Below are 16,616 nucleotides of genomic sequence, written 5' to 3'. Positions count from 1 at the left end.
ACATTAAAAAATACATTATTGCTTGTAGTTGATAATGTATTTTTTAATTATACGGATGTTGTATATTAATGACTTTTATCTCATGGAAACAAATCAAAGCCTTTTCTATTAATTTTTTCAATCATTTTTCTAATAGTTCTTTTTCTTGAATTGGTAGTTCCTATTTTATCAATTAAGTCATACTTAGTCATGATCATATTTTGTCTATAACTATCAGAAAAATTACGGTAATAAACATCATTTTCTATAACAACGTGTTTTTGAATATCAAACTCTTCATTAGCGGGTAAGTTTAATTTTTTAGCTAATTTTTCAATGTCAAAAATGTTTGTTTCCATCATAACATCTCTAATATTATTACGGCTTTTTGATTCTAAAATATCAAGCACAAAAATTTTATTTCTTATTGTTCTAACAAAATGAATTTTGTTATCCTTTACATAAGGAAGTCAATAAAAAGTTTTAAATCATGTTTTTTCGCCTTTTTCGTCTCTTATTGAGAAATGACTATGCAAATTTGTTCCTGTAAAAAATAAATATTTTTTTGTGTCTTGGCTTAATTTAGAAATTTGCTTAGAATTTTCATGATGATCAAAATGATAAATGTCATCATAAATAAATTTCTTGTTTTTATAATCTAATTTAGGAAGTTGTGGAACCATTTTAGTTTTGTACTCATTTACAAATGATGTTTTTTGTCCTACAAAAATATTTGTATGAAAATCAAAAAGAAAATTGTTTTTATGACCTATAAATCTTTTAAAAACTTCTTTTGGTTTTCTTTCTCTTGCGATTGGATGACATACTCTAAGTCAATTATAATTATTCTCTTCTTCTGTAGAAGATTGTTCAATTTCTTCCTTTTCCCTAAAGTCAAATGGAAGAGTATTTTTTGTGTAAAAAGAAATAATTCTAGACTCTAAAACATAGTCAAAATCAATTACATTTTTGTAAAATTCATTTTCAACAGATTTGATAGTTATATCTTTAGGCGAATTATCTTGATTAAAAATTATTTTTTCATCTAGTAAAGAATATGTATCTCACTCTTTTTGTATTTCATTTTCAATTGATTTTTTTAAAGTAATACAACTAGGAGTAATTAATGTAGCGGCGATTAAAGAAGCTAAACTGGTTAAAATAAATATTTTTGTTTATTCATTTCGTTCCTTTTTAAAGGTTTAATTTTATTTCAAAAATAACTTTTACAATTATATCATATTTGGTTTGAAACATTTCCATTACTTTCATAAGCGATAGTTAAATTTACTGCTTCGTTATTTCGGAGTTATAAAAAGAAAATATTCGTTTTAATCTTATTTATAGGAAAATAAGTAAAAAAATTGTTTTAAAATTACATACTAATTCTTAACAAAATTTAAAAATTAACATCTTTCAAAATTTCAAATAAAACAAGTAAAAAAGTTATGGAAACCATAACCTATTTATTTTTCCTTCAGAGTTTTTCTCCCTTATATTATTTAATGAATTTTAGTAAAAAATCACTAACACCAATAATTGTAAAACCATTTGAATCAATTGTTTCTTCTAGTGCTTTATTAATTACAATTATTTTTTGAATTGGATCTTTATGAGCTAAAAATGCTTTTAACTCTCTTGCCTTTGTTTCTGGGTTCGAAATATCATTGCTAACTTGGATGTAATATTTTTTAGGACCTTTTGCTGCTATAAAATCTATTTCATACGACTTACTTATACTTTTCCCCAATTCATCTTTTTCTTTTTTCTCAAATGTTCCAACATTAACTGTATAACCATTATAAATTAGTTCATTATAAATTATGTTTTCTAACATTTGGCCTTCGTCCTCATAAGCAAAATTTAATCTCGCATTTCTTAAACCATTATCAACAAAATAATATTTTCTAAGAGCACCTATTTCTCTTTTACCTTTAATATCATATCTAGTTGCTTCTTTTATAATAAAAGCATCAATAAAGAAATCAATATATTTTTTTACTGTTTCTTTGTCAATTTTATCTTTTGTAATGCTTTTATATGTGTTAGCGATTTTTTCTGAATTAAACAAACTACCTGTGCCTTGACTAATAATATTACATAAAGAATCTAATGATTCGCTTTTTGAAAGTTTATTGTGTTCAACTATATCTTTAAAATATGTTGTTTCAAACAATGATTTTAAATACTCTTTTTTTTCATCTATATTTTTAAGAACTGCTAAAGGCATACCACCATATTTCATATATTCGAAAATAGTATCCGAAGATGAATCGTTTTTAAAGTTACAAAACTCTTCAAATGATAAAGGTCTTAAAGCTATATTGGTAGCTTTATCTCTAAATTCAGTAATAATATCACTTGATAACATTTTTGAATTTGAACCGGTAACATATAAATCAATATATTTTTCTCTTGAAAGTCCTAAGATAACTTCAACAAATGAAATTGTATCTTTATCTTCTTTTTTAGCAATTATATATTGACCTTTTGTATAGACGGGATTAACAATAGTATCAACTAATTGAATTTCATCTATGAATATATAATTCATAGAATTTTTATCACATTTTTCTCTAATATATTTATCAAGTTCGATAGGATTACGATATTTGATATTTCTTAAGTCATCAAGTTCGATTATTATGATGTTATTTTTAGAAACGCCATTTTCTATTAAGTAATCTTTGTATATTTCTTTTAAAAGATAAGACTTACCGCATCTTCTAATTCCTGTTATTACTTTTGGAAAACCATTGTTTTTAGAAGCTATTAATTTTGATAAATACAATTTTCTTTCTATCATATAAAATCGCCTTTTTTGTAGAATTCTACTTTTTCTTCGATTATATTATATTGAAAAACTACTTACTTCGCCATTTAAATTCTCTTTTTTTGTAGAATTCTACTTTTTTCGGGAAAGCGAAAACCTATTAGATACTATCAAAAATAAAAAAAATAGAGAAAGAAAAAATAAAGATAAATCCAACTTTAATAAAAAACACATTATCGCTTGTGATTCATAATGTATTTTTTAATTATTAACATCAGGTATCATAACCATCATATTCAAATTGCCATGAGAATAAGTCATTGTCTTTTCTATTTATTTTTTCAATCATTTTTCTAATAGTTCTTTTTCTTGAATTGGTAGTTCCTATTTTATCAATTAAGTCATACTTAGTCATGATCATATTTTGTCTATAACTATCGGAAAAATTACGGAAATAAACATCATTTTCTACAACAACATGTTTTTGAACATCAAATTCTTCATTAGCGGGTAAGTTTAATTTTTTAGCTAATTTTTCAATGTCAAAAATGTTTGTTTCCATCATAACATCTCTAATATTATTACGGCTTTTTCTTTTTAAAATATCTGAAACAAATATATTATTTCTTATTGTTCTAACAAAATGAATTTTGTTCTCCTTTATATAAGGCAATCAATAAAAAGTTTTAAATCTTATTTTTTTTCCATTTTCATCATCTATTACAAAAGGACTATGCAGATTTGTTCCTGTAAAAAATAAATATTTTTTTGTGTCTTTGCTTAATTCAGCAATTAGCTTAGAATTTTCATGATGATCAAAATGATAGATGTCATCATAAAAAAATTTTTTATCTTCATAATCTAATTTAGGAAGTTGTGGAACCATTTTAGTCTGGTACTCATTAACAAAAGATGATTTTTGACCTAAAAAAATATTTGTATGAAAGTCAAAAAGAAAATTATTCTTATGACCTGTAAATCTTTTAAAAACTTCTTTTGGTTTTCTTTCTCTTGCGATTGGATGACATACTCTAAGTCGATTATAATTAGACTCTTCTTTTGTAGAAGATTGTTCAATTTCTTCCTTTTCCCTAAAATCAAATGGAAGAGTATTTTTTGTGTAAAAAGAAATAATTCTAGACTCTAAAACATAGTCAAAATCAATTACATTTTTGTAAAATTCATTTTCAACAGATTTGATAGTTATATCTTTAGGTGAATTATCTTGATTAAAAATTATTTTTTCATCTAGCAAAGAATATGTATCTCATTTTTTTGGTACTTCATTTTCAATTGATTTTTTTAAGGATGCACAACTAGGAGTAATTAATGTAGCAATGCTTAAAGAAGCTAAACTAGTTAAAAATAAATATTTTTGTTTATTCATTTCGTTCCTTTTTAAAGGTTTAATTTTATTTCAAAAATAACTTTTACAATTATATCATATTTGGTTTGAAACATTTCCATTGATTTCATAAGCAATAGTTAAATTTACTAGTTTTTTATTTCGGAGTTATAAAAAGAAAATATTCATTTTAATCTTATTTATAGGAAAATAAGTAAAAAATGATTTTAAAATTACATACTAATTTTAAACACTTATAACAGTTTAAAAAATAAAAAATAATCCCTTTGCTTTAAGAGGATTATTGTTTTGGTTTAGGAGGTTTTGCTATTAAATAATTAATGTTTTTTCCTTGTGAGCTTCACTTAATTTCATAGTTAGTTTGAAACTCAGGAGTATAGTCTTTATGGTTATGAAAATCATTAGTTGAATCAATGATTTGTCAATTTGCTTCTTTTAAGGATTCAATAGAATAAGCAAAGAAGGTATCATTATCAGTTTTGATTTTTAATAATCCATCACTAGATAAAATTCGTTGATACAACGCTAAGTAGCTTTTATAAGTTAATCTTCTTTTGGTATGTCTTTTTTTAGGTCATGGATCGCTAAAAGTTAATCAAATTTCATTGGTTTGTCCTTTGAATATTTGGTCTAAATTTTTAGCATCATCGATTACAATTTTGAAATTGTTTAATTGATAATTGTTAGCATTTATTAATGCTTTAGCAGCAACGGTGGCAAATTTTTCTAACCCAATAAATTTTTTATCAGGAATTAACTTAGCCATATTTGTAAGCATTTCGCCCTTACCCATGCCAATTTCTAAAATGGTATCTTGATTTAATTCAATTGGTCTTTGGGATTCCAAAAAGATTGATGCTTGTAATTTTTCTAACGCACTTTTGTCGAATTTTAATCTCATTTTTTCCTTTATTTCATTAAAAAAACCAGTATAAACTGATTTTTATATTTAACTAGGTTTTTTTCTTTTGTAAGAATTTTTCCCGGTAGTACTTACTCTTTTTAAAGTAGTGAATTGCTAATACTTGTCCTATTGTTCAAATACCACCAATAACTCAATATACTTGAACACCAGCAGAAAATACTACTGTAAGGAATAAGAAACCAATAGCCATAATGTTTTGCATCCTATCTGCTTTTTTCAAGGCAGCTTTATCTTCTAAAGTAGTTCTTTCTTTGAATTTCTTCATATTTAACCACTTAGGTAAGAATTGTGATACAGCTTGAATTGCTAACGAGAGCGCTAAAATTCATAAGTAAATTCAATTTCCAGAAATTATTTCTCTTCAACTAGTAGAAGAAAAATCTATACCTGCTCAATGTGTTGATTTAATTTCAGGAATACACTGAATAGCCCGTCAAATAGCAACGAAGATTGGCATACTTACAATAGCAGTTACAAAACTATCTATTGGATTGATACCATTCTTTTTATAAAGTTCCATTATTTCTTGTTGATGTCTTGCTTTCATTTGCTTATTACTTTTATCGTATTCAGCATACTTAGCATCAATTTTTGCTTTTTTAGCTTTTATGTCATCTTGTTTTGATTGATTAACTATTGATTTTCAAGTTAATGAAAGTTGAATTGCTCTTGTTAAAATTACAACAATTATAATTGTGAATATAGATGCTCAACCATACATATTAGGCATTGAAGATCTTAGTCCTTGTGTTATTAAGGCTAATGGTCAAACAAAGAAACCATAAAATGGTCCGTGTCTTCAATATCCTTGAGCATTATAAATTGGTTTTTGAACTTCAGCATCTGTGTTTAATGGCGCTTTATCATCAGGTACAAAGCTAGAAGTTCCAGAAGTATAATCATATGCACTTAATTCTATTTCTTTACCTTTTTTATCATGACCAGTGTAAGTGTAAATAGAAGCACTTAAATTAATTAAATTAGTATATTCGTACATTACACTTTGATAAGTGTTGATTAAAAGTTTTTCATCATCATTAAAAGTCATTGTTTTATCAATGTCTATTTGTTTATCAATTCACTTGATGTAATCATAAATATTTTTAACTTCTGCTTCTAGATGTCTATCTTTGATTGACTTTTCTAATTTTTCAGTATAAAACTTTTTACTAAAGGTTTTACGATATAAAGTTTCTAAGATATCTCTAGAATAAAGTATTCTACTTTTATAACTTGTTTGTTCTAAACCATTTATTTCAGTTAAACTAGTGATGCTTGTGAGTTTTCTATTTCCTCCACCTTTTTGTACATAACTAGTATCTAAATCACTTTTAGCTAACAATGTTGTTTGATCATGTTTTTTAGGATCAATTGTATATTCCAAAATCTTTTCACTTCTTAAATATTCTTGTTTTAGAACTCATTGTCCTTCAGTGGCACCTTTAACAAAAGGCAATCCAACTAATGCGTTTAGTAATACTTTTCCACTTGTAAGTTTATAAGTGTTAAATGAAAATCAATGAATATCATTATAAGTATCATAAAGTGGTTTATATAATTCTTTATCTTTTCTTGATTCTAAAACATCCTTCACTGTTTTGTGATGTTTTTGTCTATCTTTATCTAAAGAAAGACCTGCAAAAAATAAATATTTACCATTTTCATTATGAACAAATTTACTTTTGTCTTTTTCATCAGCAAAAATTATTGCAGATGAATAGGTTGAATATTCGCCTAAAGCATTTTTGTTTTCAGTATTTTGCTTATGTAATTTTTCTAGTATTTCACTATGGTCTCTTTTATTGATGTGAATATTAGCATTGTTATCTTTAGCATATTTATAGGCAGTATCACTATTTTCATTAGTAACACGCCCATTTTCATTGATAGCATTAAACGCAATTGCTCTTGGTGCTACTTCAGATTTGTTTTTGTAAAACTCCATCCCTGAACCTGTATAGTTGGAACTTTTAACCACACAAGTTTGAATGCAACCAGAGGAAGCAAGGGCAAAAAGGAATAAATAAAGAACGATTCTTACTCAGAACCAGATTCGTTTTCATAAATTCTTCTTTTTGATTGAGTTATCGCTCTCAGTGAAGAAGTCAAAATTCTTTGATCTATTTTCCATGTTTAATCTTTTCAAAAAGTTTTTGAGTTGTCTCAAACTTAATTTTGTAATTTTGAGTTAAAAATTCTTTCCTTAAAATAAAAACAAACTTGTACTTTAACTCATAAATGTTTAATGAATGAATTATCGATTTAAGTTGTCTTTTATAAAAATTTCTTTTAACTGCGTTACAAAACTTTTTTGGTACAGTAATACCTATTTTGAATTCATTGTTGGGCAAATAATAAACAACTAAATACTTATTGATTAGTTGTTTTTTACCATTTATAATTTCTTCAAATTGTCAATTTTTTTGAAGTCTATATTTCTTTTTCATATGAAATTAAGACAAATTAACATTATTTAGCGTCTGAAACTGTTAATCTTGCTCTTCCTTTTGCTCTTCTAGCTGCTAATACTTTTCTACCGTTTGCTGTAGCCATTCTAGCTCTAAAACCATGAGTTTTAACATGTTTTAATTTATTAGGTTGATAAGTTCTAAAACTGCTCATAATTTTCTCCTTATAATATAGTGTGAACACTAATGAAATATATATTTAATTATTTTAATATAAAAGGAATAAAATATTAAAAAATGTTTTACAAATAAGTAGATATTTCAAATATTAAACACAAAAAAGAGGTTATATGAACAAAAAAATTATTTTTGGAAGCGACCATGGTGGTGTTGAATTAAAAAATTCACTAATTCAATATGCTAAAACCAAAGGTTTTGAAGTTATTGATTTAGGGCCAGAAAATGGGCTAACTCCTGTTTCTTATGCAATACAAGGACACAATGTTGCTAAAGAAGTTTTAAAAGACAAAGCGAATTTAGGTATTGCTATTTGTGGCACTGGTTTAGGAATTTCTTATGCTCTTAACAGACACAAAGGAATTAGAGCAGCAAGATGTACTTCAATAGAAGATGCTCATTTGGCTTCTTTACACAATAATGCTAATGTACTTGTTTTTGGTGGAAGACAAACTAGTGAAGAGCAAGCTAAAAAAATGTTTGATGAATGAGTTAACACCGAATATGAAGGTGGAAGACATCAAGCAAGAATTGAACAAATTGATGAATTTTAATAAAGGAAATTACGTATTTTACAATGTGTAAATTTCCTTTTTTATTTTTCATTTTTTGCCGTATTCATTTATGCTTTTACAGTAATTAAAATTATTATAAATTTTATTTAGGAAATAAAAATGTTTAAAAATAAAAAAACAAAACTACTATTGTTTTCTTTAACTGCTAGTGCAAGCATTTTATCTTTATCATCATTGATATTTGCTAGTTCTTGTAAAAAAGAAAATAATGATCTTAATGTAATTGAACAATATTCAAAAACTTTACAACTTTTACCTACCAAAGAAACAGAAATTGATGAAAATCGAAATCTAACTGCCAAAGACTTTATTGATGAAGTTCAAAAATGACAACTTTTTAATTCTGAAGGAATTGATGAAAAAATCAAAATTTCAGTTGTAGATATTTATGGAATTTCTATTCAAAATGGAAGAGTTTATTTAAAAACTGCTATCAAAATTTCATTAAATAAAACTTCTATAACTAAAGAATTAAATATTGATATAACCAACTTTTTAAAAGAACCAAAAGAAGATCAAAACATTGACAAAGAAGAAAAAGATCAAATTCTTGCAGAATTAAAACAACAAGAAATTGAGTTTAAATTCACTAATAAAAATGTAAAACCTTCTGAAGTTTCAAATGATCAAATTGAAATTCAAGGATTAAATGAAGAAAATTTTTCATACTTAATTTCTGATCTTGTAGCAAATAACAAAAAAGGAACTTTGACAATTAAAGCTAAATTATTTAGCAAAAAACATCCTTCTTTAAGAATTGCTATTGAGAAAAAATATGAAGGATTTAAAATCGATCAAAGCACCCCAGAACCTGGACCTGGCCCTATAGTTCCTCCAACTCCTGCACCTGATGGTGATACGTACAATGTTAGATTAGCACATTGAAACATATGTAATTTTGGGGACAACGCTCTTAAGAAAAGAAAACCAAAAGGTCAAGCTATTGCTGCGATTATTCATAGACTAAAACTTGACGTTTGCGGTTTAACTGAGGTTGATGGATTAAAAGTTATTCCAGCAATTGCTGACTTGTTAAATGAAATTGAACAATCAAAAGGTTCAAATGTTAAGTGAAGTTATATTCTTGGAGATTATAAAAAATCAAACGGAAGAAGTATAGAACAAGCAGCACATGGTGATAAAGCAGCTGGCTTTGTTTACAAAACAAACATTGTAAAACCAATTACATTTAAAGATGGTTCTGTTGGTAAATTCTATGATAATTCTAACTTTGTAAATAAATTTGGTGGTGGTTTAAACGAATATGAAAGAACACCATATTGTGTAAAATGACAAGCAAACATTGAAAAAATGGAAAATGTTAACTTCTCATTTGCTATTTCTCACTTTGATGGTCCCGGTGATAAAAACAAAAACGGTGAAATAAAAGCTGGAATTGGTGCTGGTGTTGGTTCTTGCGAAGCTAATGAAGCATACAATATCCCTAATGTTTTATCTTGATTACAAGAACAAGCAGATGGTGATGATGATTTAATCTTCCAAGGTGATACAAACATTCCTGAAAGCGCTACAAGCCAAGCATTTGCATCATTAACTAGCGAACACAAAATGTTAATTGATGGGTTAACTTCATTAGATACATCTGGTGGTTTAAGTAGTTCATATGACAAAATAGTTCATTTTTCAAATTTAAGAGCACATAATGCTGGAATTTATAACATTTGAAATTTCCCTGACGATAAAGAAATAACTTTCCCATGATATAACCAAGGATTTTCTGGATATGATAGTTGATTAAGATATTGTGAATCACAAGGAACAGTTCCTGCTAGAGGTGCCATATACAACTATTTATCAGATCATTGTCCTACTTACTACGATTTAGAATTAAACGCTAATGACCCTAAATAGGCATTTAAAAAATGACTTGAAGTGATTTCAGGTCATTTTTTTGTTCCTGTACAAAATGTGTAAAAATTCCTTTTTATTTCCACACCATACTTAATAGTATAAACTAATTAAGTATTAAAAAAGATTAGGGAAATATTATGTCATTTACAAAGAAAAGAAAAATTCTTTTAACATCATTAATTCTAGGTTCTGCTGCATTAACTATTGCTAATTTAACATTGTCAGCATCTTGTGAAAATAAGAAAGAAAAAGCTAAATTAGAAAACTATGCAAAGACATTAACCTTGATACCTACAAAAGGAACTGTTTTAAAGAAAAACGAAAACATTACTACACCTGAATTTTTACAAAAATTAAAAACTTGAACAATCGCAAATTCTGAAGGAGTTGATCCAAGCATTAAAGTTGATATTAAAGAATGCTCAGGACAACAATCAAAAGATAACAAAGTTTATTATTTAGTTTTAGTTGAATTAACCTTAAACAAAACCAAAAAACAAGAATACATCTGAGTTGAAGTTACTAAATTCTTAGAAGGAAATAATAACAATGGTGGTGGCGGAGGTAACAACGGCGGGGGTGGTGGTATTACACCTGAACCTACCGGAGACACATATAATTTAAAATTAGCGCATTGAAATGTTTGCCAATTCTCTGAAGGTTCTTTCTCAGAAAGAAAACCAAAAGGGGAGGCAATTGCTTCTATAATTTATCACAATAAATTTGACATTTGTGGTTTAACAGAAGTTGATGGTGATGGAACTTCTCCTCAAAAATTAGCCGACTTATTAAATGAAATTGAACAAAAAAATAATACAAATAATAGTTGAAAGAGTATAACTTCTGATAAATATGGTGTTGCTAATGCTGGCCAAGGTGGTCAAGCAGATTATGGTGCTGCATTTGTATATAAATCTAATTTAGTTGATACTATCGCATTTAAAGATGGTAGTGTTGGTAAATTCTATGATAATTCTACTTATGAAACTCATTTTGGTGGAGATTGAACAAAATATTCAAGAGCCCCATATGGTGTAAGATTTGAATCTAAGTTCTCAAATATTAAAAACGATTTTACTTTTGTTGTTTGTCACTTTGATGGCCCTGGTGTTAAAGCAGGTGAAGTTAAAGCCGGAAATGGTGGTTCTGGTGAATACAATGATGCATGAAATTTACAACATACTTTAGATTGATTTAACAAAGAAGCTGATGATGACGATATCATATTCCAAGGTGATACAAACATTAAAAAGAAAAAAGCAGGTATTGCTTTTGAATGATTAAATAATAGACCTGAATATAAAATGTTAATAGATGATACAGCAGAAAATGCTACATCATTAAAACAAACTATTGGTAAATATGGTGAACCATATGACAAAATTATTTTCAATTCAAATTTAAGATATTCGAATGTTGGTTTCTATAAAATATATGATTTTCCAACAGACAATATCTTCCAATTTGCAACAATAAATTCACATAGTGATTGATTTAACTATGCTAGTTCAAATGCAAGTAACCCTCCAACAAGTGAAGTGAGAGCTATCTACGGTTTTGTTTCTGATCACTGTCCTACATATTTTGATTTAGAATTGAATTCTAACGATCCAAAATAATGAATAAATAAAAAATCATTTTTTCCTTATCACATTATAAATAAGGTGAAAAAATGATTTTTTTATTTCTTTTTGTTAAGTTTATTTAAAATACTATCAATATCAAAATCAATAACTGATTCTAATTTAGCTTCGGCTTGTCGCATAATTTGCTCTTCGGTTAAATTAGATTTTTCATATTTATTAATCTTAGTTTTTTTCTCAGTTGAATTAGCATTTTCTTCACGTTTTTGTTGAAGTTTGGTTTCAAAATCATCTAATTCTAATGTTTGATTATCCTCATTAGGATTGATTTTTTCTTTTTTAGACTTAGGCGATTTAGGAAGTTTGACATTAGTTTTAATTTCATCATCTTTAGAATTCATTAAATCTGATAAATCAATTTCAATGGTTTGAGTTTGATTATTGATTTCCTCATCAATTGATAAAGTAGTTTCAAATATTTTTAAAGTAGAATATTCAACATTTGGAGTTTTGATTTTTGAAACTCCTTCATGAACCTTGCTAATTGGATAATCACTAACTTTTTCCAAGAAAGTTTCATTATCAATATTTTTAACCAAAATTTTAGTTGAAGAACGAGTAACACTAATATCAGTTATATGTAATGGTTTATTTTTACTATTTAAATAAATTGGAATTCCAACTGTTTTTTTAGTAGTAATTGGAACATCTTGGAATTTAATTCTTTTAATGAATTTATCTTTGAAAATTAAGGTGATAGTTTCTTTTCCAAAAGCAGTTACAAAACCACATAAATAATCTCCAGGATATAAATGACATGAATTGGTTCCACCAGATTTAGTTCCATAGATTTGAACTTCATTTTCTGAATATCTTCAAGCATAACCCATACTTGAAACTAAAATAACATCTTTATATCCATTTGATAGTTTTGCACCTATTAATTCGTCACCATCTTTTAAATTGATAGCAACAAATGTTTTGCTAGTTCTAGAAACCATAAAATCATTTAATACAACTCTTTTACCAGTTCCTTTTTTAGTAAATAAGCAAACATAATTAAGAATATTAAAATCAGTCACATTAATTACTGAAACAAGTTCTTCACCAGATGATAATTCCACAAAATCACTAAGATGAACCCCATATTCTTTTCATTTAGTTTCTTCAATTTTAAACACAGGAATAATCGCATAATTACCTAAGTTGGTAAAAACTAATAAGTTGTTAGTTGTAGCGGTATTATCATAGTAAATGATTTTGTCATCTTCTTTAACACCAATAACTCTTAAATCATTAGTTTCTTCCATTTTCTTGCTAAATCTTTTGAAATATCCATGTTTTGAAACAGTGATAATAACATTTTCATGTTTAACTAAATCTGCTTCACTATATGAAATTCTAAGTGATTCTTCTTCGATAGTGGTTTTTCTAGGAACTGCAAATTCTTTTTTAATGTCTTTCAAGGTTTGAATTAAGTATTTATCAAATTCTTCTGGATTTGATAATAACAATTCCATATGAGCAATTTGATTTTCTAAATCTTGTTTTTCTAATAAAAAGGCTTCTTTATCAGTTTTGCTTAAACGGTAAAGTCTTAATTCAGCAATAGCAACTGCTTGGTTTTCAGTAAAGCCAAAATGGGAAATCAAATTCTCAATAACTCCTTGTTTTCCATTTTCACTTTGACGAATAACTTTAATTACTTCATCAGTAATTTCTGCTACTTTTAAAAACCCTAAAACAATTTCTAATCTTAATTTAGCTTTTTCTAAATCAAAAATCAGTACTTTAGTTTTAACATCTTTTAAATGGTTAATGTAATTTTCTAGCAATTGATTTAAGTTTAATAATTTAGGCGAATTGTCAACTATAGCAACATTGTTATAGTTGTAATAAACTTGCATTTCAGTTTTTTGTAATAAGTAATTAACTATTACTTTTTCATTAGCATTTTTGTCCAAAGTAATTAAAATGCTAATTCCTTTACGATCGGATTGGTCTTTAACTTCTAAAAGTCCAGAGATTGATTCATTAACAACAATTGTATCGATATCGTGAACTAACTTTGATTTAATTACTCCAAAAGGTATTTCGATGATTTCAATATATTTATTATTTTCATCTTCGTAAAATTTGTATTTAGAAACTAAGGTAATTTTTCCTTTTCCAGTTTCAAAAGATTCTTCAATTCCTTTGGTTCCATAAATTACTCCACCAGTAGGAAAATCAGGTCCTAAAATAAACTTATTTAACTGTAAAATAGGCATATTCGGTTTTTTGATTTTAGCTATTGCTGCATCTAAAACTTCACCTAAGTTATGTGGTGGCATTTCAGTGGCAAAACCAGCTGCAATCCCTTTTGCTCCATTTACTAAAAGGTTAGGAATTAAAGAAGGTAAAACTGTTGGTTCTTTTTCTGAATCATCAAAATTGGGCGCAAATTTAACAGTGTTCTTTTTTAAATCACCAATTACATAATCCGCAATTTTTGCCAATCTAATTTCGGTGTACCGCATAGCAGCGGCAGGGTCATCATCAATAGAACCGACATTACCATGCATATCTAGTAATGTGATTCCCATTTTTCAATCTTGAGCCATCCGTACCATTGCTTCATAAATGGAACTATCACCATGAGGGTGATATTTACCAATAACATCCCCAACTACCCGAGCAGATTTTTTGTATGGTTTAGTGTGTTGCAATCCTAATTCATACATTGAATATAAAATTCTTCTTTGAACTGGTTTTAGCCCATCTCTAACATCTGGTAATGCTCTTTGTTGAATAATGTATTTTGAATATCTACCAAAACGGTCAGACATAATTGAATCAAGATTTTCTTTAATAATGTTGTTTTCACTATTTTCTAAGTTATTAATTAAACTTTGTTCGTCAATAATTTCATTTTTCTTTTTACTCATTGTAACTCCTAAATATCAAAGTTATCTTCTAGTGAAAATTCAACATTTTTATTAATTCATTCTTTTCTTGGTTCAACATTATCACCCATTAAGGTTGAAACTCTTCTTTCTGCTAAAGCAGCATCTTCAATTTTTACTTTAATTAAAGTTCTGCTTTTTGGATTCATTGTAGTTTCTCAAAGTTGTTCAGCGTTCATTTCGCCAAGACCTTTATATCTTTGAACTTCTGCTGCTTTATAACCGGGTTTTTCTAAAATTTTTCTTAATTCTTGTTCATCTCAAGCATAAACAATATCTTTTTTAAGTTTTGAAGAGATTTTAAACAAAGGAGGCATTGCTATATAAACTCTTCCTTTTTCAATCAATTGACGCATATGTCTAAAAAAGAAAGTTAGAAGCAATATTTGAATATGAGCACCATCGGTATCAGCATCAGTCATAATAACCACTTTGCCATATTGTGCTTTTTCAATTTCAAAATCTTCACCTACACCAGCACCAATGGTGTTAATAATAGTTGCTATTTCTTCATTTTTTAAAATTTCAAACAACCTTGCTTTTTCGGTATTAATAACCTTACCACGTAAAGGTAAAATAGCTTGATATTTTCTATCTCTACCTAATTTTGCTGATCCACCAGCAGAATCACCCTCAACTAAAAATAATTCTTTTTCTCATGAGTTTTTACTTTGAGCAGGGGTTAATTTTCCACTTAAAATTTGTTTTTCTTTTAGAGCGTTTTTGTTTGATCTAGCTTCTAATCTTGCTTTTCTAGCAGCAGCTCTAGATTCTGATGCTTTTTTAATTTTTTCTAAAATGTTTTTTGCTAGTTGTTTGTTTTCATTTATTCAAATTCTAAAATGTTTAGAAACAATTTCATCAACCACACTTTTAGCTTCTGGAGTTCCTAATTTGTCTTTGGTTTGACTAACAAATTCCAAATACTTTTCAGGAATTTTTAAAGATAAAACTAAGGTTATTCCTTCTCTTATATCTTCACCATCAAAAGTGTTTTTCCCTTTTAATGCTTTTTGTTCTAAAGCAAATTCATTAAACACTTTAGTTAATGCAGTCTTTAACCCAATTTCATGAGTTCCGCCATCTTTGGTTTTAACATTGTTTACAAAACTAATGATGGTTTCATTATAACTATCAGTATATTGAAAACCACATTCTACTTCGATTTCGTTTTTGGTTTCTTTAAAAGTATAAATAGCACCTATTTGATTTTTTGAATCATTGATAAAATCAATATAGGCATGAAGACCATTTTCATAATAAAAAACATTCTTTTTATCAGTTAATTCATCATGAATAGAAATTTTTAAACCACCAACTAAAAATGAACTTTCTCTAAGTCTTTCAGAAATAACTTCAAAACTTAATTTAGCATATTTAAAAACTTCATAATTTGGTCAAAATTCAACAGTAGTTCCGTGTTTATTTGTTGAACCTAATAACTTGGTACGTTGAACTATTTTGTCACCTTTTTCAAAAATTGTTTCATAAATACCTTTGTCTCTATAAACGGTAGCAATCAATTTATTTGACAAAGCATTAACAACAGAAGAACCTACTCCATGGAGTCCTCCTGATGTTTTGTATGCTCCTTCATTAAACTTACCACCAGCGTGCAATTCAGTAAAAACTAATTCCACTGCTGTTTTTCCAGAAGGAGTTTTCCCAACAGGAATACCTCTTCCATTATCCGCTACAATGACTGATCCTCCCTTAGTCAAAGTCACATTAATTTCATCAGCAAAACCACCCAATGCCTCATCAATAGAATTGTCAACAATTTCTCAAACTAAATGGTGTAAACCATTAACATCGGTACTACCGATGTACATTCCAGGTCTTTTTTTAACAGCGTCTAAACCTTTTAGCTGTTGAATACTACTTTCATCATAATTAGTCATAATTTTTATTATAAATTAAATGTTGATTTATTTAAAAAAATGGACAAAAATA

12 protein-coding genes are annotated in these 16,616 nt (G+C 27.3%); 3 read left to right on the top strand and 9 right to left on the bottom strand.

Annotated features, from left to right (window positions below; genetic code table 4):
- Window positions 1-65 precede the first annotated feature (65 nt).
- From ACJA25_RS01330 to rpmH, 7 genes are all read right to left on the bottom strand, one after another.
- Entirely contained in the window at window positions 66-662 is a 597-nt protein-coding gene (locus ACJA25_RS01330; protein ID WP_406615977.1) for a hypothetical protein, read from the bottom strand.
- Between the two features lie 815 nt (window positions 663-1,477).
- Window positions 1,478-2,785 carry an ATP-binding protein gene (locus ACJA25_RS01325; RefSeq protein ID WP_406615975.1) on the bottom strand — a complete coding sequence of 436 codons (1,308 nt, stop codon included), beginning with the start codon at window positions 2,783-2,785 and terminating at the stop codon, window positions 1,478-1,480.
- 235 nt (window positions 2,786-3,020) lie between these two features.
- A complete protein-coding gene (locus ACJA25_RS01320) occupies window positions 3,021-4,139 on the bottom strand; it encodes a hypothetical protein (RefSeq protein WP_406615973.1) in 1,119 nt (372 codons plus the stop codon).
- 259 nt (window positions 4,140-4,398) lie between these two features.
- Window positions 4,399-5,019 (bottom strand): tRNA (guanosine(46)-N7)-methyltransferase TrmB, encoded by a 621-nt coding sequence (gene trmB / locus ACJA25_RS01315; RefSeq protein WP_406615971.1) that lies wholly within the window; start codon window positions 5,017-5,019, stop codon window positions 4,399-4,401.
- A gap of 52 nt (window positions 5,020-5,071) precedes the next feature.
- The gene (gene yidC, locus ACJA25_RS01310; RefSeq protein WP_406615969.1) at window positions 5,072-7,174 is read right to left on the bottom strand and encodes a membrane protein insertase YidC; all 2,103 of its coding nucleotides are present in this window, start codon (window positions 7,172-7,174) and stop codon (window positions 5,072-5,074) included.
- Complete coding sequence (gene rnpA / locus ACJA25_RS01305; protein WP_406615967.1) at window positions 7,164-7,490, bottom strand: ribonuclease P protein component; 327 nt, start codon at window positions 7,488-7,490, stop codon at window positions 7,164-7,166. The genes yidC and rnpA overlap by 11 nt, the downstream gene beginning before the upstream one ends.
- A gap of 22 nt (window positions 7,491-7,512) precedes the next feature.
- Window positions 7,513-7,665: a 50S ribosomal protein L34 gene (rpmH, locus tag ACJA25_RS01300; RefSeq protein ID WP_406615965.1), complete on the bottom strand. Its 153-nt coding sequence runs from the start codon at window positions 7,663-7,665 to the stop codon at window positions 7,513-7,515.
- Between the two features lie 136 nt (window positions 7,666-7,801).
- Between rpmH and rpiB the strand changes: the two genes are divergently transcribed.
- From rpiB to ACJA25_RS01285, 3 genes are all read left to right on the top strand, one after another.
- Window positions 7,802-8,242: a ribose 5-phosphate isomerase B gene (gene rpiB, locus ACJA25_RS01295; RefSeq protein ID WP_406615963.1), complete on the top strand. Its 441-nt coding sequence runs from the start codon at window positions 7,802-7,804 to the stop codon at window positions 8,240-8,242.
- Window positions 8,243-8,362: 120 nt separating this feature from the next.
- On the top strand, window positions 8,363-10,135 hold the full coding sequence (locus ACJA25_RS01290; RefSeq protein WP_406615961.1) for an endonuclease/exonuclease/phosphatase family protein: 1,773 nt from the start codon (window positions 8,363-8,365) through the stop codon (window positions 10,133-10,135).
- A 137-nt stretch (window positions 10,136-10,272) separates the two neighbouring features.
- Window positions 10,273-11,754, top strand: coding sequence for an endonuclease/exonuclease/phosphatase family protein (locus ACJA25_RS01285; protein ID WP_406615959.1), 1,482 nt, complete (start codon window positions 10,273-10,275; stop codon window positions 11,752-11,754).
- Window positions 11,755-11,816: 62 nt separating this feature from the next.
- Here the strand turns inward: ACJA25_RS01285 and parC are convergent, their stop codons facing one another.
- A complete protein-coding gene (parC, locus tag ACJA25_RS01280; protein ID WP_406615957.1) occupies window positions 11,817-14,645 on the bottom strand; it encodes a DNA topoisomerase IV subunit A in 2,829 nt (942 codons plus the stop codon).
- A gap of 8 nt (window positions 14,646-14,653) precedes the next feature.
- Window positions 14,654-16,564, bottom strand: coding sequence for a DNA topoisomerase IV subunit B (gene parE / locus ACJA25_RS01275; RefSeq protein WP_406615955.1), 1,911 nt, complete (start codon window positions 16,562-16,564; stop codon window positions 14,654-14,656).
- Window positions 16,565-16,616 lie beyond the last annotated feature (52 nt).

The organism is Mycoplasmopsis hyopharyngis, from assembly GCF_045276885.1.
In the GTDB taxonomy this organism is placed as follows: domain Bacteria; phylum Bacillota_I; class Bacilli_A; order Mycoplasmatales; family Metamycoplasmataceae; genus Mycoplasmopsis; species Mycoplasmopsis hyopharyngis.
The sequence above is the reverse complement of the archived record's forward strand: the minus strand, read 5'-3'. Positions and strand labels throughout refer to the sequence as shown.